Below are 25,211 nucleotides of genomic sequence, written 5' to 3'. Positions count from 1 at the left end.
GACGTCAGGGGAAGCACACATGAAATGGCGAATTCTGGCGGTACTGCTGTTCCTCTATTCTTCGCCGATTCTGGCGCTGTAACGCAGCTTATGTGGGAGCGGGCTTGCCCCGCGATGCGATATGGATGCCAGGCCTTAATCGCGGGGCAAGCCCGCTCCCACCTGCTCACTGCACCATGATCGCCTTGAACAGCGGCGACTCCAGCCAACCGTGCAGCCATGCCCGCAGGTGCGGGTAGGGCGCCTGGGCGAACCACTGTGGCTCCACCCCGGCGAACTGGCGCAGCAACGGCAGCAACGCCGCATCAGCCAGGCTTGGGTGGTCGGCGAACAGAAAGGCCTGCTGCGCCAGGCGCTCATCCAGCTCGGCCAGCCAGGTTTCAGCCTGTGCCCGGTACTCTTCCCGGGAGTGCTGCGGGTAGCGCTCAGCATATTTGTACAGATTGACCTGCGCCTTGAACTCGCGATCATTGCGCTCGATCAGCGCATCGGCAGCCTGCGCCGCCTGCGGGTCGGCCACCAGTTGCCAGTCCTGCGGGTCATGCCGGGCCAGGGCCCAGCGCATGATCTCCAGGCTTTCCTCCAGTATCAGGTCACCAGTACTCAACACCGGCACCGTGCCCTTGGGCGATAGCGCCAGCAGTTCGGCCGGCTTGGCCTTGAGGCTGACTTCGCGAATTTCCACCGGGCAGTCGGCGTAGCGCAGGGCCAGCCGCGCACGCATGGCCCAGGGGCAGCGGCGGAACGAGTAGAGGATCATCCGCTGACCTCCACCGTACTCAGGCCGTTGCCCTGGCGACGAACCTGGATCTGCACCGGAATGCGCTCGTGCATTTCCTGCACGTGAGAGATCACCGCGACCTTGCGGCCCTGGGCCTGCAGGCCGTCGAGGGCGTCCATGGCCAGTTGCAGCGATTCCGGATCGAGGCTGCCGAAGCCTTCGTCGATAAACAGCGATTCGATGCGCAGGGTGCTCGATGCCATCGACGCCAGGCCCAGGGCCAGGGCCAGGGACACCAGGAAGGTTTCACCGCCCGACAGCGAGTGCACCGAGCGCAGTTCGTCACCCATTTCGGTGTCCAGCACCAGCAGGCCGAGCAGGCTGCCACCACGCTTGAGCCGATAGCGGCGGGCCAGTTGGCGCAACTGGGCATTGGCGTGGTGCACCAGCAGGTCGAGGTTGTAGCCCTGGGCAATCTTGCGGAAGGTGTCGCCGGTGGCTGAGCCGATCAGGGCATTGAGCCGTGCCCAGCGCTGCCATTCGTTGTAGGCGCTGGCGATCTGTTCGGCCAGGGCCTGGTGCGCCAGTTGCCGGCGCTGGTCTTCGGCCTGGGCGGCGCGCAGTTCGGCGCAGGTCTGTTCGCTGGCCGCCAGTTGCAGTTGCAGGCTGTCGACAGCTTGTTCCAGCACGTCGCGGGTGAGTTCGGAATTGCCTTGGGCCTGGTGCTGGTCCAGGCGTTGCTGGCGCTCCTGGCACAGGGTGCGGGCTTGTTCGATGGCTTTTTCGCTGTCCTGCAGCCCTTGGCGCAACTGCGCCACCGCGGCGTCGTCGAAGGCCAGCAGTTGCTCCAGGCCACTGTCGTCCAGCTCCGGGTGGCCCTGGCGCCACTGTTCGATCCGGGTGCGAACCTCGCTGTGTTCCTGCTCCAGGGCGTTCAACCGTTCGTCCTTGGCCTTGAGCTCGGCGGCCAGTTCGATCAACTGTGCCTGGGTCTGCTGCAACTGTTGAAGCGTCTGTGCTTCTGCCTGGCGCGCGCGCTCCACGGCCTGTTCCAGATGCTCCTGCCAATGTTCGGCGCTGGCCTGTGCGCCGAGCAGGGCGGCAAGGCTGTCGCGGCTGAGTTGATGCTGACGCTGCAGCTCGCTGAACTGATGTTGCAGTTCTTCGTGCTTGTGCACCCGGGTCTGTTGCTGCAGCTGGGTTTTGTCCAGGGTCTGCTGGCGCTCGGCGTGCTCCTGTTGTTCGTCCTTTTGCCGTTGCAGCAGGTCCAGGCGCAGGGCCAGTTGCTGGTCCAGGCGCATAAAGGCGGCGGCCGGCTCCTGGCGCAGGTCGTTGAGGATGTCGTCTGGCAGCAGGGTGGCGAAACTGGCCAGCTCCTGTTCCAGGCGCTCTTGGTCACTGGTCAGCGCGGTGTGCTGCTGATTCAGGTGCTGGTTGGCCTGCTGGCTGGCCTCCTGGGCTGCCTGCACCTGTTGTTGCAGGCGGCTGGCGTCTTTTTGCAGGGTCAGCAGGGTATTCTGGCGCTGCTCGTCACGAGCGATGTCGTGGTTCAGGTTGCGCGCCTGCAATTCCAGCCAGTTGCTGCGCTGGTTGGCGTCCTGATCGGCCAGCGACGGGTACAGCGGGTGCGCTTCTAGACTCGGCAGCAGTGCTTGCTGCTGGCTACCCAGTTGCTCCTGCTGGTGCAGGTATTCCTTGATCTGGCCGTTGACGCCACCCAGTTGGGTGCGCAGCTCATCGAGCTGTTTCTTCAGAGCGTCGACCACCTGCTGGGCGTTGGCCTCTTCGTCCTGGTCATGGCGGCCGAGGCTTTGCAGCAGGGCTTCGGGCTGGTGGTAAGGGTGTTCCTGGCTACCGCACACCGGGCAGGGTTGGTCGTCCTGCAATTGCGCGCGCAACTCTTCGACGCTCTGGCTGCGGGCCAGGCGCTGGCGTTCGAGCAACTGGCGGGTGACATTCAGCGCTTGCTCGGCGGCGCTCAGCTGGTTCTTGCCATTGAGCCCTTCGCTGATCAGCTGTTCGCGCTGCTGCAGGGCCGCTTGCTGGCGATCGCGCAGGGCTTGCAGACGCTGTTCGAGGTCTTGCTGGTTGCTCCACAGCCGGCTTAGTTCTTCGACCTGGCGTTGCTGTTGGCGGTTTTTCTGCAGAAGCTCGCCCAGCAAGCCGATCTGTTCGGCCAGAGCCTCGGGTTCTGCCTCGGCCTCACGGTAGAGCAGGGCCAGGGTAGCGCGCTGTTCTTCAAGTTGGGCGAGGGCCTGGCTGGCACGTTGCTCAAGGCCTGGCAGCTCGGCGCGGCCCTGGTTAAGGCGGTTGCCCAGCTGCATCAGCTGTTGCAGACGGTCGCGATAGGCATTCCAGGCTTCACTTAATCCTGCCAGCGACGCGCTTTGAGCGAGCTGGTCGCTGATTTGCTGCAGACGTTGTTCGCTCAGGCCTTGTTGTTCAGTGAGGCTGAGCAACTGTTGCTGGCCTTGGGCACTGGCCTGTTCGGCCTGTTGCTTGAGTGCCTCGCTGTTGACCAACTCCTGTTGCAGACGGGCCAGAGTGTTCTGCTCGGCAAAGGCCTGACGCAGCGATGGCGCGCTGTTGCTTTGTTGTGCCAGGGCCTGGGCGAGAGCATCGCGGGCTTTGCCCAGGTCGTCCTGCAATTGCTGCTGACGGTCATGCAACTGCTCGTGCTGTTGGCGCTGGGCCTTGATGCTCTGGGCCAGCGGACTGAGCTGGGCATTGAGCGTCTGTTGGCGGGCGAACTGATGGCGTTGTGGCGCCAGCTGTTCCAGGCGCGCCAGTTTCAGCCGCTCGCCGTCGAGGCTGTCATGATGTTGCTGGGCGCTGTGCAGTTGTGCGCTGCTGGCTTGCACCTGCTCTTGCAGTTGCAACAGCTCGACCAGCCAGCTGCGCTGCTGCTCGAGCTGGCGCCGTTGCGCCTGTTCGGCCTTGAAGCGATCGAGCGCCTCGCCGTAGCGCAAGTCGAGTTCGGCACGGGCATCAACGGCCATGGGCAGCACACCGCTGGCCTGATCCTGCAGGGCTTTGTGCGCCTCTTCGGCTTCTTTGCTCTTGCTGTAGGCGCGGCGGCCCAGCTGGCTGTAGATGGCGGTGTTGGTGAGCTTTTCCAGCAGCTCGCTGCGCTCTTTGTCGTCGGCCTTGAGGAAGGCGCTGAACTCGCTCTGGGCCAGCATCACCGCGCGGGTGAACTGTTCGAAGTTCAGGCCCAGGCGCGATTCGATCAGTTGCTTGTATTCGGCCTTGCTCTGGTTGCTTAGCAATTGCTCGCTGTCCAGGTCATGCAGGCTCTGGCGGCTGCCTTGCAGCTTGCCATTGGCCTTGTCGCGGGCGCGGTTGGTTTCCCAGCGGGCGCGGTAACGGCGGCCGTCGATGCCGACGAAGTCCACCTCGGCAAAACCACTGCCCGAACCCCGGCGCAGCAGGGTGCGCGGATCGCTGGTGAGGATGTCGCTGTCGATTTCCGGCAGCTTGGTCTCGCGGCCGATGTTGTTCAACCGCGGTACGGCGCCGAACAACGCCAGGCACAGGGCGTCGAGCAGGGTGCTCTTGCCGGCGCCGGTGGGCCCGGTGATGGCGAACAGGCCGGCGCTGGCCAGCGGCTCGGCGGTGAAGTCGATTTCGATCGGGCCTTCCAGGGAGGCCAGGTTCTTCAGGCGGATGGCGAGAATCTTCATGGCTGTTCCTGCTCCTGCTGGACGTCCTGCAGCAGCAGGGCAAAGTCGGCCAGGCTCTGTTCGTCGACGGCGTTGCCGTAGGCCTGTTCCCAGGCCCGGCTGAACAGCTCATTGGGGGTGAGTTGGCCCAGCTCCAGCAGGTCGGCGCTGCTGTCGTCTTCGCTGCGACCGTTACCGGCATACTCGGCGGCGATGCGCACCAGGCGCACAGCTTTGCCCTGCAAGGCGCCTTCAAGTTGCGCGCGCAGGTCGGGCAGCGGCTCGTCCAGGCGCACGCGGATCTCCAGCCAGGGTTGGCGCTGCGGGTCGTCGAGCAGGTCGACCACCGGCAACTCGGCCAGTTGTTCGAGCACTTGGGCCAGTGGCGCCGGGCCCAGCCGTTGCAAGTGCACGGCGCGCGGTACCAGGCGCGACTCGACACTGGCGAGCTGAGCGCCATCCAGCTCGATTTCAAGGATCTGGTGCGGGTAGCCGATTTCCGAGAACGACAGCGGGATCGGCGAGCCGCTGTAGCGGATGCGCGCTTCGCGGTTGACCTTCTGCGGCTTGTGCAGGTGGCCGAGGGCGACGTAGCTGATCTCTGGGGCGAACAGGCGCGCTGGCAGGGCTTCGGCGTTGCCGATGATCAGGCTGCGCTCGGAGTCTTCCGAGATCGAACCACCGGCCATGTGCGCGTGGCTCACGGCAATCAGCGCCTGGCCGGCCTTGCGCCGTTGCAGGGCGGCGGCGATGAGTTTTTCGTGGACCTGGGCGATACCACGCAGGTAGTCGTCGCCCAGGTGCGCGCCGGTTACCTCTGCCGGGCGCAGGAAGGGCAGTGCCAGGCACCAGGCGGCGACCTTGCCCTTGGCGTTGGTCAGCGGAATCAGCAGGCGTTCGCTGTCCAGTTCACCGTCATCGAGCCATTGCACCCGGCCCAGGGCGTGGGTGCGCAGGCGGCGCATCAGCGGCGCCGGCAGTTCGATGCGTGAACCGGAGTCGTGGTTGCCGGCGATCATCACGATGTTCAGCTTGGGCTGTTGTTCGTGGGCCTGGACGATGAAGTCGTAGAGCCGTTCCTGGGCTTTGACCGGCGGGTTGACGGTGTCGAAAATGTCGCCGGCAATCAGCAGGGCGTCGGGCTGGCGCAGCTTGAGCTGGCCGAGCAGCCAGTCGAGAAAACAGGCGTGTTCGAAGTCGCGTTCCTGGCCGTGCAGGGTCTGACCCAGGTGCCAGTCGGAGGTGTGAAACAGACGCATGAAGGGTTCCGCAGTGTGCCGGCGTGGCGCCCGGGGCGTCACGCCTTGAGGTTATTTGGGGTACAGCGGCGGCAAGCTGCCGTTCTCGCTCTGTACCGGCTGGACCTGCTCGGCGGCCGGGATGGTGCCGATGGCCCGCCACAATTCTTCACCTTGCCAATACTGCCCGCTTTCGCTGTACAGCGCGCCGTTGAGGCCATCGAGGGCATCGGACAGCGGCACGAAGCGCGCGGCCATCTCGGCCAGGGTTTCCGGTTGCTGGCGCGCCCAGGCATCCAGGGCCTGGCGCGTCGCCTGCGGGTCGTTGGCCTGGCACGCACGCTTGAGGTCATCGAGCAGGGTGCGCGGGCTTGGCCCGGTTTGTGCGGCGCGCAGCACCGCCGGTTGCGAGCGCGCCCGCCACCACAGGGCAAAGCCCAGCAGGGTGGTCAGGGCCAGTACCAGGGTGCTCAGCTGCCAGGGCCAGAGCAGGTAGGATTGCACGGTAACCGGGTCGACGCTGGCCGGCTTGTCGGCGCTCAACGCCGGGTTGTCTTCGATCTGCAGGCTGCGTGCCGGCAAATTGCTGCGCTCCAGATGATCTTCACGGGTGTTCCACCAGACCACTTCCTGGCTCGGCAGTTCCAGCTTACCGGCGTGGGTGGGTACCAGCGCCTCGCGCTCTTCACGCACGCCGAGCAGGCCACGGTCGTTGACCTGGTTGCGCAGTTGCGGCTGGTCCGGGTAGCGGCGCAGGCCGGTGACCTCGGTGCCAGGCAGCGGTGGCAACTGGGCGCTGGACAAGCCTTCGGCCTGAAGGATCAGGGTGCGGGTCAACGAGTCGCCGATCTGCGTCTGCTGCTGCGCCGGGTCTGGGCTCCAGTGTTCTTCAAGGGTCAAACTGTTGGCCGGCAGCCACGCCGCATTGGCCGGGTAGTCGGCCGGAATCGGGTCGACTGTCAGCACCAGCGGCGTGGAGCTGACCTGCACCTGCTTGCCGGCGCGCGGGGTGTTGAGTTCCTGCTCGGCGTCGTTCTGCGCGGCGGTGGCGCTAAAGGTCAGGGCGGGGATTTTCAGGTCACCGCTTTGCTGGGGGTAGATCGCATAGCGCATCTCGATCACGCCATGGCGCACACCGTCGATGAGTTTCTCGAAGGTGCGGGTCTCGCCCAGCGGTTCGACCTTGGCGTTGTCCAGTTGCAGTGGGCTGAGGCTGCTGTCGTCGTACAGCGGCACCGAGTGATAGATGCTCAAGGTCAGCACCGCCTGGGCCTGCACGTAGACCTCAGGCTGATCGAGGCTGGCATCGATGAACACCGGGCCGTGGTTTTCACTGCTGACCTGGTTGGCCTCGATCTGCAGGCTGATAGGCTGGCTGCGTACCTCGCCCAGCTGCAGGGCGGGAATTTCCACGCTGCCGCTCTTGCGCGGCAACAGGGTGATGATCCAGCGGGTGTTGGCGTTGTTTTCGTCAAGGCTGTTGAGGCTGTTGACCTGGCGCGTGCCGCGTACCTCGAAGTTGGCCTCCAGCGGTGACAGGTCGGGTTTGCCGAACTGGGTCACGTCCTGGGTCTGGAGGGTCAGCTCAAGGGTTTCGCCGGCATTCAGGCGTGTACGGTCGACACTGGCAAGCAGCGCTGCCGCCTGCACCTGCAGGGCGAGAAAGAGGCTGAAGACCAGGACGCAAGCGCGACTCATTGATGGGTTTCCTGATGTTGTTGCTGTTCATACCAGAATTTACGCCGCAACAGCTCGGACGGGTTGTCCGGAATCTGTCGCAGCCATTGTTCCAGCGCCTGGCGCTGCTCGACATCGAGGCTGCCCTCGGTCGGGCGTTGGGGCGGCCGGGTGGTGTCGTCGTCAGCACCGCTGGCGCTGTTCTGCGGCTGTTCATCGCTGCTGTCCTCAGGCTTGGCCGCGTCGTGCGGATCCTGTAAAGGTTTTGCCGCGGCCTGGTCCTGGGCATTCTGCGCGCTGCTGGCGTTGTCGCTGTTGCTGTTGGGGTCGCTCTGTTGATTATCTTCTGGCGGCTGCTCGGGCACTTGTTCGGCCTGGCGTTGTTGCAGTAACTGTTCTACCAAGGCCTTGTTGGCCAGTGCCGGTTGCAGTTCCGGCTGGCGTTCCAGGGCCTGTTCATAGGCGTCCAGCGCCGCTTCCAGCTCACCGCTGCGGGCCAGCGCATTGCCGCGATTGTAATGGTCGGCGGCGCTGTTGCCCCGGGCGAACTGGCGCGCGGCACCGTTGAAGTCGCCGGCTTCGTACAGCGCCAGGCCTTTCCATTGCGGGTCTTCAAAGCGTCGCGCGGCGTCGGCCGGACGCTGCTGTTCGAGCAGGTGCTGGCCCTGCTGGTCGGGGCGCAGCCACAGGTCGTTGAACTCGAAGGCGTAGCTTGGCTGCGGCAGGGTCAGCAGCAGGGGCAGGCAGAACAGCCAGCCGCGGCGCCCGGCGCAGGCGGCCAGCAACAACAAGGGCAGCAGCAGCCAGTAACCTTGGTCAGCCCAGCTGTCGAGCTGCACGGTCTGGCCCTCGTCGCGCAGGCTGCGCGGGTTGTCGAACAGGCGCAGGCCGCGCAGGTCGAGGTCGTCGATGCGGGCGCTGCGATAGCGTCCGCCAGTGCTGTTGATAAAAGCCTTGAGACTGCTGCTGTCCAGGCGCGGCAAGAGAATCGCGCCTTGATCGTCCTTGAGGAATTCGCCGTTGGCCTGCTTGACCGGCGCACCTTCGGCGCTGCCGACCCCCAACATCAGCAAGCTTGGGCCCTGGCGGCCGAGGGCCTGGACGATGCCCTGGCGTTCCTCGGCATCGAGCGAGGAGCCGATCAGCAGCAGCCGGCCCTGGCCAAGCCCGGCCTGGGCGAGCAGGGCCAGGCCCTTGCGCACGGCAAGGTCGGCGCGCTGCCCGGCTTGCGGCATGATCCCAGGGTCCAGGGCGTCGAGCAGGTTGCGGCTGGTGGCCAGGTCATCGGACAGCGGCACCAGGGTGTGGGCGCTGCCGGCGTAGACGATGATTGCCGTCTGGCTGTCACGACGGTGTTCGAGCAGGTCGAGGATTTTGCGCCGGGCCTGTTCCAGACGGCTGGGCGCGGCGTCGTCGGCACGCATCTGCGGGGTCAGTTCGAGCAGGATCACCAGCGGGTCGGCGGGGCGTTGGCGAGTGTCTTCCAGGCGTTGCCAGCTTGGCCCAACCAGCGCCAGTACGGTCAACAGCCAGGCCAGGCCGAGGGCAATCCACGGCAGTTTACTGTCGCGGCCGTTGCCGCCACCGAGCAGCACGGCATGAAAGGCCGGTGGCAGGATCATCTGCCAGCGCCCGGCGCGTTTCTGCCGGTGCCAGAGTTTCCAGAGCAGCCAGGCCAGCAGTGGCAGGATGACCAGCCAGAGCGGCCGCAGCCATTGTGGCCACCATTCGCTCATCGCCGTCTCCTCAGGCGCAACCGTTGCAGGCGCTGGCGCCAGTGCGGGTGCGGCTGCAAAAAGCGCGGGCGGCGCCACAGCCGCTGCAGCAGGTTATCCGGCCATTGCTGGGCAATCACCAGCAGCAGGCTCAACACCAAAGCCAGGGCCAGAGGCCAGCTGTACAGCGGCTGGGCAGTGCGCGCCTGGGTCGGTTGCTGGGCCACCGGCTCCAGGCGATCGAGCGCTTCGCCAATGGCGCTCAGTTCCTGGCCGTTGTGGGCGCGGAAGTAGCTGCCACCGGTCAGTTCAGCGATTTCCTTGAGAGAGGCCTCGTCCAGGTCCAGGCTCGGGTTTATCCCCAGCAGCCCGGCCGTGCCGGTTTGCTCCGGGTCGGCGCCGATGCCGATGGTGTAGATGCGCACGTTTTCCTGGGTGGCCAGGCGAGCGGCGGTCAGCGGGTGGATCTGCCCGCCGTTGTTGGCGCCGTCGGTCACCAGGACCAGCACGCGGCTCTGCGCCGGGCGTTGACGCAGGCGCTTGAGCGCCAGGCCAATGGCGTCGCCGATGGCGGTATTCTTGCCGGCGATGCCGATCTGCGCTTCGTCGAGGAAGGTGCGTACGGTGCGCCGGTCGAAGGTCAGAGGCGCTTGCAGGTAAGCCTGGCTGCCGAACAGGATCAGGCCGACACGGTCGCCCTGGCGCTCTTCGAGAAAGTCGCCGAGCAAGGCCTTGACCAGGTTCAGGCGGCTGATGTCCTCGCCCTGCCATTGCATGTCGGGGAAGTCCATGGAGCCGGAAACGTCCACCGCCACCAGCAGGTCACGGCCACTGGCGGCCACCGGCAGCGGCTCGCCAAGCCATTGCGGGCGGGCGGCGGCGAACAGCAGCAGCAACCAGACCAGCACGAAGGGCGCCTGCTGGCGCCAGGTCGGCAGGTTCAGGCGCGCCCGGCGCCCGGCCAGGCCTTCGAGTTCATCGAGAAAACTGACCTTGAGCACCGGCTCGCCACTGTCGGCGGCGGGCAGCAGCAGGCGCGCCAGCCAGGGCAGCGGCAGCAGCACGAAGATCCACGGCCAGGCCAGTTCAAACATGTTTGCGGATCCAGGTTTCGACCGACTGATTGAGGCCATTGATGGCTTTGTCGTCGAGTTTGCATTCGGGTTTGTAGGCGCCTTCGACCAGTACCATCCAGCGGGTCAGGCCGGCGGCCGGGCAGCGGTTATCCAGAAACGCCAGCCATTGGCGACCGTTGAGGGTGTGGCTGTGGCTACCCGGATAATGGGTACGGCACAGGCGCTTGAGCAGGGCGTTGATCTGCTGCAGCCAGGCCCCGGCCGGGGCGCCATCGTAGGGTTTGGGCAGGCGCGCAAGTTCGGCCAGAGCCTCGATGCGCACCGGGTCCAGCGGCAGTTCGGCGCGCACGATGGCTTTTTTGCCCGGACGCCAATGGCGCAGGCGCCACCCACCCCAGCCGAGCAGCGGCAGCAGCAACAGCAGGGCCCACCAGCCCGGAGCCAGCGGCCACAGGCCGATGGCGGACGGGGCAATCAAGGGCTGCAACTGATCGAGCGGGTTCACGAGGTTTTCCCCGGTCGCTGGGCGTTGAGGTACTCGCGCAACTGCTCGATCATCTCGCTCTGGGTGCTCAAAGGCATCAGCACCACCCGCAGCTTTTGCGCCAGCAGCTCCCAGCGTTCGATGCGCGCTTCGCTTTGTTGGCGGTAGCTCTTGCGCAAGGTCGGGTCGAGGGTGTCGAGTTCCAGCTGGGCGCCGCGCTGGGCAAAGCGCAGCAGGCCGGCGGCGGGCAGGGCGTGGTCGAGCGGGTCGGACAGCGGTAACAGCAGCAGGTCACAATGGCGCGAGAGCAGGCTGAGTTGCTGCTCTACCGCAGGCGTCAGTGCCCGCTCGTCGCAGATGATGATTGCCAGGCTGCCCGGGCGCAGCACTTCGCGGGCGCGGCGCAGTGCAATGCCGAGGCTGTCGGCCTGGGGCGTGGCTTCGGTGTGCAGCGACTGGTTGACCCGCGCCAGGCGGTTGAGTAGCTGCAGCAAACTCTGCTTGCTGCGTCGTGGTTTGATCTCGTAGTGCTCGTTGTCGCCGAACACCAGGCCGCCAATACGATCGTTGTGGCCCAGCGCCGCCCAGCCGATCAGCGCCGCGGCCTGGGCGGCGAGCACCGACTTGAACATCAGCCCGGAGCCGAAAAACAGCCGCTGGCTTTGTTCGACCAGAATGAAGATCGGTCGCTCGCGCTCCTCATGGAACAGCTTGGTGTGCGGCTCCTGGGTACGTGCGGTCACTCGCCAGTCGATGTTGCGCACATCGTCGCCGGCCTGGTAGACCCGCACCTGGTCGAAGTCGACCCCGCGACCGCGCAATTTCGAGTGGTGTAGGCCCACCAGCGGGCTGCGTTGACCGGGCCGGGAAAACAGTTGCACTTCGCGCACGCGATGACGCATCTCGATCAGCTCGGCGAGGCTGATACGGATTCCGGGCGCGGCCAGCAGGCGATTGGGCATGGGGTCAGGCGACGGCGACGACGTCGAGGATGCGCTGGATCACCCGGTCCTGGTCAATTCCTGCCGCCTCGGCCTCGAAGGAAAGAATGATGCGGTGGCGCAGCACGTCGAACAGCACCGCCTGGATGTCTTCGGGGCTGACGAAGTCGCGCCCGGCCAACCAGGCGTGGGCCCGCGCACAGCGGTCCAGGGCAATCGAGCCGCGCGGGCTGGCGCCGTAGGCGATCCAGTCGGCCAGTTCCAGGTCGAACTTGGCCGGGGTGCGGGTGGCCATGACCAGTTGCACCAGGTATTCCTCTACCGCATCGGCCATGTACAGGCCGAGGATTTCCTTGCGCGCGGCAAAGATGGCCTGCTGGCTGACCCGGCGTTCGGGCTTGGTCTCGCCATTGAGCGCCTCGCCTCGGGCCTGCTGGAGGATACGCCGTTCGACCGTGGCATCGGGGAAGCCGATCTTGACGTGCATGAGGAAACGGTCGAGCTGGGCTTCGGGCAGCGGGTAGGTGCCTTCCTGCTCGATCGGGTTCTGCGTGGCCATCACCAGGAACAAAGGCGACAGCTCGTAGGTGCTGCGGCCGACGCTGACCTGGCGTTCAGCCATGGCTTCGAGCAGCGCCGACTGTACCTTGGCCGGGGCGCGGTTGATTTCGTCGGCCAGCACCAGGTTGTGGAAGATCGGCCCCTGCTGGAACACGAAGCTGCCGGTTTCCGGGCGATAGATTTCGGTGCCGGTGATATCGGCCGGGAGCAGGTCGGGGGTGAACTGGATGCGATGGAACTCGGCTTCGACACCTTCGGCCAGTTCCTTGATGGCCTTGGTCTTGGCCAGGCCCGGAGCGCCTTCGACCAGCATGTGGCCGTCGGCGAGGAGCACGATGAGCAAGCGCTCGACGAGTTTTTCCTGGCCCAGGATCTGGGTTGAAAGAAAGGTGCGCAGCGCGATCAGCGCCTCACGGTGTTCCATCGTTGAAGGTTCCTGGAAAAAAGCCAGGGCGTGCAGCGTAAAAGCGCCCGGGCGGGGGCTGATACTTTAATCCATCCGGGGTCGAAAAGCATCGCGGGGCAAGCCCGCTCCCACGGGTGATCTCGGTGGGAGCGGGCTTGCCCCGCGAAAAGGATCACTCAGTTCTTGAAGCTGGAATGCTTGCGCCCCTGGTCACACAGGGCAAACACCACCACAAACACCGCCGCCACCACCAGGATCAGTGCCACGCCGTCGGTGGAGTGGGTCGCGGAGCTTGCCACCAGTGCCAGGCCGCCCAGCGGCGCCAGGCCACCGGCCACGGCCGTGCCGATCTCGCGCCCGGTACCAAAACCCGAGGAACGGGTCTGGGTCGGGAACTGGCGGCTGAGGAACGAGCCCTGGGGGGCGAACATCATCGGTGCGAGGATGCCGGTACCGATGGCAATCGCCAGGTAGATCAGCATTGGCTCGCCGGTATTGAGCAGGCTCAGGAACGGGTAGGCGAACAGCACCGAGAACATCCCGCCGAGCATCAGTACGGTCTTGCTGCTCCATTTGTCGCACAGCCAGCCGAAGCACGGCACGGCGATGATCGCCACCAGGCTGGCGATGGTCACCGACAGCGAGGTGACGTGAGCTTCAACGCCCTTGTACTGGGTCAGGTAAGCCAGCGAGAAGGTCTTGAAGATGTAGCTCAGGGCGTTGTAACCGATGGCCACGAAGAATACCACGGCCAGGCCCTTGAGATCGTTCTTGAACAGCAGCTTGAGTGGTGACTCCTGGCGCTGGGCGGGGGTTTTGTCGAGCTCCTTGAAGTCCGGGGTTTCCGGGATGCTTTTACGCACCCACAGGCCAACGCCGACCAGCACGATGCTGCAGATGAACGGGATGCGCCAGCCGCCGGCGAGCAGGAACTCGTTGCCGTTCATGGTCAGCAGGTAGACGGTCAGCGACGACAGCAGCAGGCCCAGGTTCAAGCCCAGCGCCGGCCAGGCGCCCTGGCTGCCGCGCTTGCCTTCGCTGGCGTGCTCGTAGGAGGTCACTGCGGCGCCAGACAGCTCGGCACCGGCGCCCAGGCCCTGGATGATGCGTACTAGTACCAGGATGATCGGCGCCCAGATGCCAATCGAGGCGTAGCTGGGGATCAGGCCGATCAGGGCGGTGCACACGCCCATCATACAGAAGGTGATGACCAGTACCTGCTTGCGCCCGAAGCGGTCGCCCAGGTAGCCGAACAGCACGCCGCCGAAGGGGCGGGCGATAAAGCCGATGGCGAAGGTGGAAAACGCCAGCAGCGATGCCACGGCCGGGTTGCTCGGGTCGAAGAAAATCTTCGAGAAGACGATCGCCGCCATGGTGGCGTACAGGTAGAAGTCGTACCACTCCAGCATCGAGCCGAAGATGGTCGCCGCGGCGACCTTGCGCAGGCGCTTGCTCTTCTGTTCCGGGGTTTCGCTCGCGGCCGCAGCCGTCTCATGTACCGACATCAGTGAGTTCCTTTTTGTCTTTGTAGTTATGGCGTGCAGCAGGGTTTCAGCGGGCCTTGAGGATCTTTTCGGCGATCATCTGGCCGATCGGGATGGCCGAGGTGGCCGCTGGCGACGGCGCATTGCAGACGTGCACCATGCGCGGGGTCTCGGCGAACAGAAAGTCATGCACCAGGGTGCCGTCGCGCATCACCGCCTGGGCGCGGATGCCGGCTTCGTAAGGCTGCAGATCCTCGATGCTCAGTGATGGGCAGTATTTGCGGCATTGCTCCAGATAGCCGCTTTTGAACAGCGAGTTCTTCATCTCGGCGGTGCCGGAGCCGAGGTTGTTCCAGATGGTTTTCCAGAACCCCGGAAAGCGCGCGTACTCGGCGACGTCGCGCCAGTTCACCGAGAACTTCTTGTAGTTCTCCCGGCCCAGACCCAGTACGGCGTTGGGCCCGACCGTCACGCTGCCGTCGATCATCCGCGTCAGGTGCACGCCAAGAAACGGCAACTGCGGGTCGGGGATCGGGTAGATCAGGTGGTTGACGATGTCGTTCTTGCTCGCTGGCAGGCGGAAGTACTCGCCGCGAAAGGGGATGATCTGGTGGTCGATCCTGACCCCGGCCATCGTTGCCAGGCGGTCCGATTGCAGGCCGGCACAGGCCACCAGTTGGCGGGCGCTCCAGGCCTTGTCGTCGCTGCTGATGGTGACCTTGTCGGCGCTTTCGACGATGGCCCGCACGGTGGTCTGCAACTGCACTTCGCCGCCGAATCGCTGGATGACCCGGGCCATGGCGTCACAGACCTGCTTGTAGTCGACGATGCCGGTGGCATCGAGGAACAGGCCGCCGAGGCCGACGATGTTCGGCTCGCGCCGTTGCAGTTCCTGGGCATCCAGGCGCTCGACCTTCAGGCCATTCTGCTGTGAGCGCTCATACAGGGCGTGCATGCGCTCGACTTCCAGCGGTGTGGAAGCCACCAATAGCTTGCCGCAGACCTCGAACTTGATCTGGTGTTCGGTGCAGAAATCTTTGGTGGCCTGGGCGCCACGCTTGCACAGGTCGGCCTTGAGGCTGCCCGGGGCGTAGTAGATCCCGGCGTGGATGACCCCGCTGTTGTGGCCCGTCTGGTGCTTGCCCAGGCTGCTTTCCTTTTCCAGGATCAGCAGCGAGGCGCCGGGCTGGCGCTCGAGCAGGGCCATGGCGGTGGCGAGGCCGACGATGCCGCCGCCGATGATGCAGTAGTCGTAGATCATGCAGGTGTCACCTTGGTTTGTTCTTATCAGAGCGTCTGCTTATCAGGTTGTCAGACTAAGTGGTGCAAATAAAAGGGCGCTATGCCGCAGCGCCCATTAAACGGGGTTTCAGTCGATACTTGGCAAGTCCAGTTTCAGGCGTTTGGCCGAGGCCCGCAGGTGGGCTTCGGCGCAGGCTGCAGCGGCAATACGGTCGCCATCGGCGATGGCCTGGTACAGCGCCTGGTGTTCGCGGTGGGCATCGGCCGAGCCGCCCACCGAATGCGCCGCCGAGTTTTCCCAGGCGGTTTTACGCGCAGCAGCCAGCTGGCCGCGGAGAAAATCATGGAAGGCGACGAAATAATCATTCTTGCTGGCTTGGGCGATGGCGCGGTGGAACTCGACATCGGCAGCGGCGGCCACGGCAAAGTCGCTGCGTTTGTCGAGCATCTCTTGCAGGGCCTTGCTCATCCGCGCAAGGTCGGCGGCGTCGCGGCGCTGGGCCGCCACTGAGGCGGCCTGGGTCTCGATCCACAGGCGTACTTCGAACATCTGCACCAGGTCCGGGCTGCGGCCTTGCGCGGACGGGAAGCGGAACACCGTGCCGGTCGGGGTTTGCGAAATGTATGAACCCAGGCCGCGACGGGCGATCAGCACGCCATCTGCCTTGAGCTGGGCCACGGCCTCGCGCACCACCGAGCGGCTGACGTTCAGTTGTTCGGCCAGTTGCTGTTCGGTAGGCAGGCGCGATTCGGCCGCCAGGCGACCAGAATCGATTTCGGCGCGGATGGCACCGACAACCCGTTCGACCAGGGTGTCGGGGCGCTGAAGCTCAAGCATGAAGGACGCTCATTAATCAGGTTGTCAGACAATGCCTTTTGCAGCGGTTCCTTGTCAAGAAACCGCGTGGGCAATTACAGCTCGCTGACGTAGGTGCCGGTGCCCTTGAGAATGTTCTGCAGGGTTTCTTCGACCTCGGCGAGGTCGGTGTCTTTCGAGGTCAGGATGATTTCCAGATGGTCGTCACCACCGAGGGCATCGGCATCCAGCGGTGCAACTTCAATCAGCAACCTTTGGGCACTGAACGTGACCTTCAAACCTTCGACGGGTGCGTAATGCTCGTCGAGGGTAATGTCCACTCGCTCTTCGTCCGGATAACGGGTCATGACGAACATCTGGCCCTTGTCACTGTGGCAGCACAGGGTGGCCATGTTGTCTTCTTCATCATCGCAGGGGGTGGCGAAGAGCAGGGCGGTTGTCAGTTGCATGAGCGGCTCGATCAATAAGTTGAAACACGATTCTGCCAGTCTTCGGCCTGTGGATAAACGTGCGCTTGCACCTCAATGACCGAATATGTCGCAGCATCGCAAGCAGGGGCGGGCGGGCACTCGTTAAGCTTTGCTGTCGATGGACACCCGTAAAGACACAGCCCGTTCGGCAGTCGTTTTTGCAGATGCCCATCCGTGGAGCGGAAGATGTGACTCGCAGGTCACCTTGAGCGCCTGTTTCTATGGTTTTACCGTCCTCCTGCTACGGGTTGGCTATCGTTGATCCGTAAACGGCGGACGCGCGCGACGCTTCACTCAATAATAAAGCCCAAGCGGAGTACCACAGATGGCGTTTTTCACCGCAGCCAGCAAAGCCGACTTCCAGCATCAACTGCAGGCGGCCCTGGCGCAGCACATCAGCGAACAGGCACTGCCACAAGTGGCGCTGTTCGCCGAGCAGTTCTTCGGCATCATCTCTCTGGACGAACTCACCCAGCGCCGTATGTCGGACCTGGCCGGTTGCACCCTCTCTGCCTGGCGCATCATCGAGCGTTTCGATCACACCCAGCCTCAGGTTCGCGTCTACAACCCCGATTATGAACGCCATGGCTGGCAGTCGACCCACACTGCGGTCGAAGTCCTGCACCATGACCTGCCTTTCCTGGTCGACTCGGTACGTACCGAGCTCAACCGCCGCGGCTACAGCATCCATACCCTGCAGACCACCGTACTGAGCGTGCGTCGCGGGCCCAAAGGCGAGCTGCTGGAAATCCTGCCCAAAGGCACCCAGGGCGACGGCGTCCTGCAAGAATCGCTGATGTACCTGGAGATCGACCGCTGCGCCAACACCGCTGAGCTCAACCTGCTGACCCGCGAGCTTGAGCAGGTGCTGGCCGAAGTGCGCGTCGCCGTCGCCGATTTCGAACCGATGAAGGCCAAGCTGCGCGAGGTCGTGGCATTGGTCGAGCAGACCGCCTACGCCCCGGCGCAAAACGAAAAGGCCGAGGTCAAAGCCTTCCTCGAATGGTTGCTGGGCAACCATTTCACCTTCCTCGGCTACGAGGAATTCGTCGTTCATGGCGATGCCCAGGGTGGCCAGCTGCAGTATGACGAGCAGTCGTTCCTCGGCCTGACCCGCATGCTGCGCGTCGGTCTCACCGCCGAAGACCTGCGCATCGAAGACTACGCCGTCAATTACCTGCACGAGCCGCTGCTGCTGTCCTTCGCCAAGGCCGCACACCCAAGCCGCGTGCACCGTCCGGCCTACCCGGACTACGTGTCTATCCGCCAGCTGGATGCCGACGGCAAGGTCATCAAGGAATGCCGCTTCATGGGCCTGTACACCTCTTCGGTGTATGGCGAAAGCGTGCGGGCGATCCCGTATATCCGTGGCAAGGTCGCCGAAGTCGAGCGTCGTTCGCACTTCGACCCCAAAGCCCACCTGGGCAAAGAGCTGGCCCAGGTTCTGGAAGTGCTGCCCCGTGACGACCTGTTCCAGACCCCGGTCGACGAGCTGTTCAGCACTGTCATGTCGATCGTGCAGATCCAGGAACGCAACAAGATCCGCGTGTTCCTGCGCAAGGATCCGTACGGCCGCTTCTGCTACTGCCTGGCTTACGTGCCGCGCGACATTTACTCCACCGAAGTGCGGCAGAAGATCCAGCAAGTACTGATGGAGCGCCTCAAGGCCAGCGACTGCGAGTTCTGGACCTTCTTCTCCGAGTCGGTGTTGGCCCGCGTGCAACTGATTCTGCGCGTCGACCCGAAAAACCGCATCGACATCGACCCGCAGCAGCTGGAAAACGAAGTGATCCAGGCCTGCCGTTCGTGGCAGGACGACTACGCCAGCCTGACCGTCGAAAGCTTCGGCGAAGCCCAGGGCACCAACGTCCTGGCCGACTTCCCGAAAGGCTTCCCGGCCGGTTACCGCGAGCGTTTCGCCGCCCATTCGGCAGTGGTCGACATGCAGCACCTGCTGACCCTGTCCGAGCGCAAGCCGCTGGTGATGAGCTTCTACCAGCCGCTGACCCAGGCCGGCAAACAGCAACTGCACTGCAAGCTGTACCACGCCGATACGCCGCTGGCGTTGTCGGACGTCCTGCCGATCCTGGAAAACCTTGGCCTGCGGGTGCTGGGCGAGTTCCCGTACCGCCTGCGCCATGCCAATGGCCGCGAGTACTGGATTCATGACTTCGCCTTCACCGCCGCCGAAGGCCTGAACCTCGACATCCAGCAGCTCAACGACACCCTGCAGGATGCCTTCGTGCACATCGTCAATGGCGATGCCGAGAACGACGCCTTCAACCGCCTGGTGCTGACCGCCGGCCTGCCGTGGCGCGACGTGGCGCTGCTGCGTGCCTACGCCCGCTACCTCAAGCAGATCCGCCTGGGCTTCGACCTGGGCTACATTGCCAGCACCCTGAACAACCACACCGACATTGCCCGCGAGCTGACCCGGTTGTTCAAGACCCGCTTCTATCTGGCGCGCAAGCTCAGCAGCGAAGACCTCGACGACAAGCAGCAGCGTCTGGAGCAGGCCATCCTGACGGCCCTGGACGAGGTCCAGGTGCTCAACGAAGACCGTATCCTGCGTCGCTACCTGGACCTGATCAAGGCCACCCTGCGCACCAACTTCTACCAGACCGACGCTCAGGGCCAGAACAAGTCGTACTTCAGCTTCAAGTTCAACCCCAAGCTGATCCCCGAACTGCCCAAGCCGGTGCCGAAGTTCGAAATCTTCGTCTATTCGCCACGGGTCGAAGGCGTGCACCTGCGCTTTGGTAACGTTGCTCGCGGCGGCCTGCGCTGGTCGGACCGTGAAGAAGATTTCCGCACCGAAGTGTTGGGCCTGGTAAAAGCCCAGCAGGTGAAGAACTCGGTGATCGTACCGGTTGGCGCTAAAGGCGGCTTCTTGCCGCGCCGCCTGCCATTGGGCGGCAGCCGCGATGATATCCAGGCCGAAGGCATCGCCTGCTACCGGATCTTCATTTCCGGCCTGCTGGATATCACCGACAACCTCAAGGACGGTGCCCTGGTGCCGCCGGCCAACGTCGTGCGCCATGATGACGATGATCCGTACCTGGTGGTGGCTGCCGACAAAGGCACCGCGACCTTCTCCGACATCGCCAACGGCATTGCCATCGACTACGGCTTCTGGCTCGGCGACGCTTTTGCTTCCGGTGGCTCGGCCGGTTACGACCACAAGAAAATGGGCATTACCGCCCGTGGCGCCTGGGTCGGCGTGCAGCGTCACTTCCGTGAGCGCGGCATCAACGTCCAGGAAGATCCGATCACCGTGGTCGGTGTCGGCGACATGGCTGGCGACGTGTTCGGCAACGGCCTGCTGATGTCCGACAAGCTGCAACTGGTGGCGGCATTCAACCACCTGCACATCTTCATCGACCCGAACCCCGAGCCTGCCAGCAGCTTCGCCGAGCGCCAGCGCCTGTTCGATCTGCCGCGTTCGGCCTGGAGCGACTACGACACCAGCATCATGTCCGAAGGCGGCGGGATCTTCCCGCGCAGCGCGAAAAGCATCGCGATCACCGCGCAGATGAAAGAGCGCTTCGCCATCGAAGCCGACAAACTGACCCCGACCGAGCTGCTCAACGCGCTGCTCAAGGCCCCGGTCGACCTGCTGTGGAACGGCGGTATCGGCACTTACGTCAAGTCCAGTGAAGAAAGCCACGCCGACGTCGGCGACAAGGCCAACGACGCCCTGCGTGTCGACGGCAACGAGCTGCGCTGCAAGGTGGTGGGTGAAGGCGGCAACCTCGGCATGACCCAGTTGGGCCGGGTCGAGTTCGGCTTGAACGGCGGCGCCACCAACACCGACTTCATCGACAACGCCGGTGGCGTGGACTGCTCCGACCACGAGGTCAACATCAAGATCCTGCTCAACGAAGTGGTGCAGGCCGGCGACATGACCGAGAAGCAGCGCAACCAGCTGCTGGGCAGCATGACCGAGGAAGTTGGCGGTCTGGTGCTGGGCAACAACTACAAGCAGACCCAGGCACTGTCGCTGGCGGCACGCCGGGCCAAGGAGCGCATCGCCGAGTACAAGAGGCTGATGGCCGACCTTGAAGGCCGTGGCAAGCTGGACCGTGCCATCGAGTTCCTGCCCACTGAAGAGCAACTGGCCGAGCGCCTGGCGGCTGGCCAGGGCCTGACCCGTGCCGAGCTGTCGGTGCTGATCTCCTACAGCAAGATCGACCTCAAGGAACAGTTGCTCAAGTCGCTGGTGCCAGATGACGACTACCTGACCCGCGACATGGAAACCGCTTTCCCGCCGTCGCTGGTGAGCAAGTTCGCCGAGGCCATGCGCCGTCATCGCCTCAAACGCGAGATCGTCAGCACCCAGATCGCCAACGATCTGGTCAACAACATGGGCATCACCTTCGTTCAGCGCCTCAAAGAGTCCACCGGCATGAGCCCGGCGAACGTCGCCGGTGCCTATGTGATCGTGCGTGACATCTTCCACCTACCACACTGGTTCCGTCAGATCGAGGCGCTGGACTATCAGGTTCCGGCTGAAATCCAGCTGACCCTGATGGACGAGCTGATGCGCCTGGGCCGCCGGGCTACCCGCTGGTTCCTGCGCAGCCGGCGTAACGAGCAGGACGCTGGCCGTGATGTGGCGCATTTCGGGCCGAAAATCGCCGCACTGGGCCTGAAACTCGATGAACTGCTGGAAGGGCCGACCCGCGAGCGCTGGATGACCCGTTACCAGGGCTTCGTCGACGCTGGCGTGCCGGAGCTGCTGGCGCGCATGGTGGCCGGTACCACGCACCTGTACACCCTGTTGCCGATCATCGAGGCTTCCGATGTCACGGGCCAGGACCCGGCTGAAGTGGCCAAGGCCTTCTTTGCCGTTGGCAGTGCCCTGGACCTGACCTGGTACCTGCAGGAAATCAGCAACCTGCCGGTGGAAAACAACTGGCAGGCCCTGGCCCGCGAAGCCTTCCGTGATGATATCGACCTGCAGCAGCGGGCGATCACCATCTCGGTACTGCAGATGGTCGATGCGCCTGAGGACATGGACGCCCGGGTGGCCCTGTGGCTGGATCAGCACCGGGTCATGGTCGAGCGCTGGCGCGTCATGCTCGACGAACTGCGTGCCGCTACCGGCACCGACTACGCCATGTACGCGGTGGCCAACCGAGAGCTGGTGGACCTGGCCTTGAGTGGCCAGGCAACGGTGGTGCCGTCCTGAGCGTGAGCTGAAATGAAAAAGCCCCGGCAACTGCCGGGGCTTTTTTTTGTCTGTACCGGCCTCATCGCTGGCTTGCCAGCGATGAGGCCGTTGAACCTTACTTGAAGCGGCGTTCCACGCCTTTTTCTACCAAGATCTTCGCCGCAATCTCCTCCACGGAGAAATGCGTGGAATTGATGTGCGCGATGTTTTCGCGGCGGAACAGGTTTTCCACTTCACGCACCTCGAACTCGCACTGGGCAAAGCTTGCGTAGCGGCTGTTGGGCTTGCGTTCGTGGCGGATGGCGGTCAGGCGATCGGGGTCGATGGTCAGGCCGAACAGCTTGTGTTGGTGGTTCTTCAGGGCCTGGGGCAGTTGCAGGCGTTCCATGTCGTCTTCGGTCAGCGGGTAGTTGGCCGCACGGATACCGAATTGCATGGCCATGTACAGACAGGTCGGGGTCTTGCCGCAGCGTGACACACCCACCAGGATCAGGTCGGCCTTGTCGTAATAGTGGGTGCGCGCGCCGTCGTCGTTGTCGAGGGCGAAGTTGACTGCCTCGATCCGCTCCATGTAGTTGGAATTGCCACCGATCGAGTGGGATTTACCCACCGAATACGAGGAATGGGCGGTCAGTTCCTGCTCCAGCGGGGCCAGGAAGGTCGAGAAGATGTCGATCATGAAACCGTTGGAGGTGGCGAGGATCTCGCGGATATCCTGATTGACGATAGTGTCGAAGATGATCGGACGGACACCATCCTTCTCAGCGGCGCTATTGATTTGTTGTACCATCACCCGCGCTTTTTCCACGCTGTCGATGTACGGACGCGTGAATTTATTGAACGGAATGGTATCGAACTGCGCTAGAAGACTTTGTCCCAGCGTCTCGGCGGTAATGCCGGTGCCATCGGAGATAAAGAAAGCAGATCGTTTCATTTGCGCCTTGGGCCTTAAGCTGGTGACGAATCTTGGATATGATAGGTTCGGTTTACCGAACACTGCGTTCGGCATTCTCACTTATTTTCCAGGTCCAGGCCACAAGCGCCCGGCCAAGCCAGAGCTGGCAGGCGGGCGACCTGAGCTTTTCCAACACAGTTAGTGGAGAGATCACCTTGGTAGAGTACGTAGTTTCCCTCGATAAGCTCGGCGTCCATGATGTAGAGCATGTGGGGGGCAAGAACGCATCCCTCGGCGAGATGATCAGTAACCTCGCGGGCGCCGGTGTATCGGTCCCCGGCGGCTTTGCCACTACGGCTCAGGCGTATCGTGACTTTCTCGAGCAGAGCGGCCTGAACGCACAGATCCACGCGGCCCTCGACGCGCTGGACGTTGACGACGTCAACGCCCTGGCCAAGACCGGTGCGCAGATCCGCCAGTGGATCATGGACGCCGAGTTCCCCGAGCGCCTGAACGCTGAAATCCGCAGCGCCTTCGCCGTCATGTCCGAGGGTAACCCGAACATGGCCGTTGCCGTGCGCTCCTCGGCCACCGCCGAAGACCTGCCGGACGCCTCGTTCGCCGGTCAGCAGGAAACCTTCCTGAACATCCGCGGCGTCGACAACGTCATTCGCGCCGCCAAGGAAGTGTTCGCCTCGCTGTTCAACGACCGCGCCATTTCCTACCGCGTGCACCAGGGCTTCGACCACAAGCTGGTGGCGCTGTCGGCCGGCGTGCAGCGCATGGTCCGCTCCGAAACCGGCACCGCCGGGGTGATGTTCACCCTCGACACCGAGTCGGGCTTCCGTGACGTGGTATTCATCACCGGCGCCTACGGCCTGGGCGAAACCGTGGTGCAGGGTGCGGTCAACCCTGATGAATTCTACGTGCACAAGGGTACGCTGCAGGCCGGTCGTCCGGCGATCCTGCGCCGCAACCTGGGCAGCAAGGCGATCAAGATGGTCTACGGCGAAGAAGCCAAGGCCGGTCGCTCGGTCAAGACCGTCGATGTCGACAAGGCTGAGCGCACCCGTTTCTGCCTGAGCGACGCCGAAGTCAGCGAGCTGGCCAAGCAGGCGATGATCATCGAGAAGCACTACAAGTGCCCGATGGACATCGAATGGGCCAAAGATGGCGACGATGGCAAGCTGTACATCGTTCAGGCCCGCCCTGAGACCGTGAAGAGCCGCGCCCAGGCCAATGTCATGGAGCGTTACCTGCTCAAAGAGACCGGTACCGTACTGGTCGAAGGTCGTGCCATTGGCCAGCGTATTGGCGCCGGCAAGGTGCGGATCATCAAGGACGTCTCGGAGATGGACAAGGTCCAGCCGGGCGACGTGCTGGTCTCGGACATGACCGACCCGGACTGGGAACCGGTGATGAAGCGCGCCAGCGCCATCGTTACCAACCGTGGCGGGCGCACCTGCCACGCGGCGATCATCGCCCGTGAGCTGGGAATCCCGGCGGTGGTCGGTTGCGGTAATGCCACCCAACTGCTCAAGGATGGCCAGGGCGTCACCGTCTCCTGCGCCGAAGGCGATACCGGCTTCATCTTCGAAGGTGAGCTGGGCTTCGACGTGCGCAAGAACTCCGTCGACGCCATGCCGGAGCTGCCGTTCAAGATCATGATGAACGTCGGCAACCCGGACCGCGCCTTTGATTTTGCCCAGTTGCCCAACGCCGGTGTCGGCCTGGCGCGCCTGGAATTCATCATCAACCGTATGATCGGCGTGCACCCCAAGGCGCTGCTCAACTACGCCGGCCTGCCTGCCGAGCTTAAAGAAAGCGTCGACAAGCGCATCGCCGGCTACAACGATCCGGTGGGCTTCTACGTCGAGAAGCTGGTCGAAGGCATCAGCACCCTGGCTGCGGCATTCTGGCCCAAGAAGGTCATCGTGCGTCTTTCGGACTTCAAGTCCAACGAATACGCCAACCTGATCGGCGGCAAGCTCTACGAGCCGGAAGAGGAAAACCCGATGCTGGGCTTCCGCGGTGCTTCGCGTTACATCAGCGAAACCTTCCGTGACTGCTTCGAGCTCGAGTGCCGCGCCCTCAAGCGTGTGCGCAACGAGATGGGCCTGACCAACGTCGAAATCATGGTGCCGTTCGTGCGCACCCTGGGTGAAGCGAGCCAGGTTGTCGACCTGCTTGCCGAAAACGGTCTGGCCCGCGGCGACAACGGCCTGCGTGTGATCATGATGTGCGAACTGCCGTCCAACGCCATCCTCGCCGAAGAATTTCTCGAGTTTTTCGACGGCTTCTCCATCGGCTCCAACGACCTGACCCAGCTGACCCTGGGCCTGGACCGCGACTCGGGGATCATCGCCCACCTGTTCGACGAGCGAAATCCTGCGGTGAAGAAGCTGCTGGCCAATGCCATCCAGGCCTGTAACAAGGCGGGCAAGTACATCGGCATCTGCGGCCAGGGCCCATCCGATCACCCGGACCTGGCTAAATGGCTGATGGAACAGGGCATTGAAAGCGTTTCGCTGAACCCGGACTCGGTCCTGGAGACCTGGTTCTTCCTGGCCGAAGGCCAAGCCGCGAACTGATGCGCTGAACCGGAGCCTCCACCCGGCCTGCCTGGCGGTGGAGGTTCCGACCGTATTC

At 63.9% G+C, this 25,211-nt stretch carries 16 protein-coding genes; 2 read left to right on the top strand and 14 right to left on the bottom strand.

Going from position 1 to position 25,211, the window contains the following annotated elements; genetic code table 11:
- Nucleotides 1–166: 166 nt before the first annotated feature.
- The 13 genes from EXN22_RS19430 to EXN22_RS19370 all read right to left on the bottom strand — a co-directional run bounded on the left by EXN22_RS19430 (nucleotide 167) and on the right by EXN22_RS19370 (nucleotide 16,473).
- The gene (locus EXN22_RS19430) at nucleotides 167–760 is read right to left on the bottom strand and encodes a glutathione S-transferase (protein ID WP_130265598.1); all 594 of its coding nucleotides are present in this window, start codon (nucleotides 758–760) and stop codon (nucleotides 167–169) included.
- On the bottom strand, nucleotides 757–4,404 hold the full coding sequence (locus EXN22_RS19425; RefSeq protein ID WP_130265597.1) for an AAA family ATPase: 3,648 nt from the start codon (nucleotides 4,402–4,404) through the stop codon (nucleotides 757–759). The genes EXN22_RS19430 and EXN22_RS19425 overlap by 4 nt, the downstream gene beginning before the upstream one ends.
- Nucleotides 4,401–5,642, bottom strand: a complete 1,242-nt coding sequence (locus tag EXN22_RS19420; protein ID WP_130265596.1) for an exonuclease SbcCD subunit D C-terminal domain-containing protein — start codon at nucleotides 5,640–5,642, stop codon at nucleotides 4,401–4,403. Before EXN22_RS19420 ends, EXN22_RS19425 begins: the two co-directional genes overlap by 4 nt.
- Before the next feature lie 51 nt (nucleotides 5,643–5,693).
- Entirely contained in the window at nucleotides 5,694–7,319 is a 1,626-nt protein-coding gene (locus EXN22_RS19415; RefSeq protein WP_130265595.1) for a BatD family protein, read from the bottom strand.
- Nucleotides 7,316–9,034 (bottom strand): VWA domain-containing protein, encoded by a 1,719-nt coding sequence (locus EXN22_RS19410; RefSeq protein ID WP_130265594.1) that lies wholly within the window; start codon nucleotides 9,032–9,034, stop codon nucleotides 7,316–7,318. The genes EXN22_RS19415 and EXN22_RS19410 overlap by 4 nt, the downstream gene beginning before the upstream one ends.
- Entirely contained in the window at nucleotides 9,031–10,107 is a 1,077-nt protein-coding gene (locus EXN22_RS19405; protein WP_130265593.1) for a vWA domain-containing protein, read from the bottom strand. Before EXN22_RS19405 ends, EXN22_RS19410 begins: the two co-directional genes overlap by 4 nt.
- Nucleotides 10,100–10,594 carry a DUF4381 domain-containing protein gene (locus EXN22_RS19400; RefSeq protein WP_130265592.1) on the bottom strand — a complete coding sequence of 165 codons (495 nt, stop codon included), beginning with the start codon at nucleotides 10,592–10,594 and terminating at the stop codon, nucleotides 10,100–10,102. The genes EXN22_RS19405 and EXN22_RS19400 overlap by 8 nt, the downstream gene beginning before the upstream one ends.
- Nucleotides 10,591–11,535, bottom strand: coding sequence for a DUF58 domain-containing protein (locus EXN22_RS19395; protein ID WP_130265591.1), 945 nt, complete (start codon nucleotides 11,533–11,535; stop codon nucleotides 10,591–10,593). The genes EXN22_RS19400 and EXN22_RS19395 overlap by 4 nt, the downstream gene beginning before the upstream one ends.
- A 4-nt stretch (nucleotides 11,536–11,539) precedes the next feature.
- Nucleotides 11,540–12,499 carry an AAA family ATPase gene (locus EXN22_RS19390; protein WP_130265590.1) on the bottom strand — a complete coding sequence of 320 codons (960 nt, stop codon included), beginning with the start codon at nucleotides 12,497–12,499 and terminating at the stop codon, nucleotides 11,540–11,542.
- Between the two features lie 158 nt (nucleotides 12,500–12,657).
- Complete coding sequence (locus EXN22_RS19385; protein WP_130265589.1) at nucleotides 12,658–13,986, bottom strand: MFS transporter; 1,329 nt, start codon at nucleotides 13,984–13,986, stop codon at nucleotides 12,658–12,660.
- 46 nt (nucleotides 13,987–14,032) lie between these two features.
- The gene (gene lhgO, locus EXN22_RS19380; protein ID WP_130265588.1) at nucleotides 14,033–15,226 is read right to left on the bottom strand and encodes an L-2-hydroxyglutarate oxidase; all 1,194 of its coding nucleotides are present in this window, start codon (nucleotides 15,224–15,226) and stop codon (nucleotides 14,033–14,035) included.
- Between the two features lie 108 nt (nucleotides 15,227–15,334).
- Nucleotides 15,335–16,045, bottom strand: a complete 711-nt coding sequence (locus EXN22_RS19375) for a FadR/GntR family transcriptional regulator (RefSeq protein WP_130265587.1) — start codon at nucleotides 16,043–16,045, stop codon at nucleotides 15,335–15,337.
- A gap of 74 nt (nucleotides 16,046–16,119) precedes the next feature.
- A complete protein-coding gene (locus EXN22_RS19370) occupies nucleotides 16,120–16,473 on the bottom strand; it encodes a hypothetical protein (protein WP_130265586.1) in 354 nt (117 codons plus the stop codon).
- Between the two features lie 346 nt (nucleotides 16,474–16,819).
- On the opposite strand from EXN22_RS19370, the gene EXN22_RS19365 reads away from it, so the two are divergent.
- Nucleotides 16,820–21,685 carry an NAD-glutamate dehydrogenase gene (locus EXN22_RS19365; RefSeq protein WP_130265585.1) on the top strand — a complete coding sequence of 1,622 codons (4,866 nt, stop codon included), beginning with the start codon at nucleotides 16,820–16,822 and terminating at the stop codon, nucleotides 21,683–21,685.
- A 97-nt stretch (nucleotides 21,686–21,782) separates the two neighbouring features.
- On the opposite strand, the gene ppsR is transcribed toward EXN22_RS19365, so the two are convergent.
- Nucleotides 21,783–22,601: a posphoenolpyruvate synthetase regulatory kinase/phosphorylase PpsR gene (gene ppsR / locus EXN22_RS19360; RefSeq protein ID WP_130265584.1), complete on the bottom strand. Its 819-nt coding sequence runs from the start codon at nucleotides 22,599–22,601 to the stop codon at nucleotides 21,783–21,785.
- Nucleotides 22,602–22,777: 176 nt separating this feature from the next.
- Here ppsR and ppsA point away from each other — a divergent pair, with 176 nt between their 5' ends.
- Nucleotides 22,778–25,153, top strand: a complete 2,376-nt coding sequence (gene ppsA / locus EXN22_RS19350) for a phosphoenolpyruvate synthase (protein ID WP_130265583.1) — start codon at nucleotides 22,778–22,780, stop codon at nucleotides 25,151–25,153.
- The last annotated feature ends 58 nt before the right edge of the window (nucleotides 25,154–25,211 follow it).

This window comes from Pseudomonas tructae, assembly GCF_004214895.1.
Lineage (GTDB): Bacteria > Pseudomonadota > Gammaproteobacteria > Pseudomonadales > Pseudomonadaceae > Aquipseudomonas > Aquipseudomonas tructae.
The sequence above is the reverse complement of the archived record's forward strand: the minus strand, read 5'-3'. Positions and strand labels throughout refer to the sequence as shown.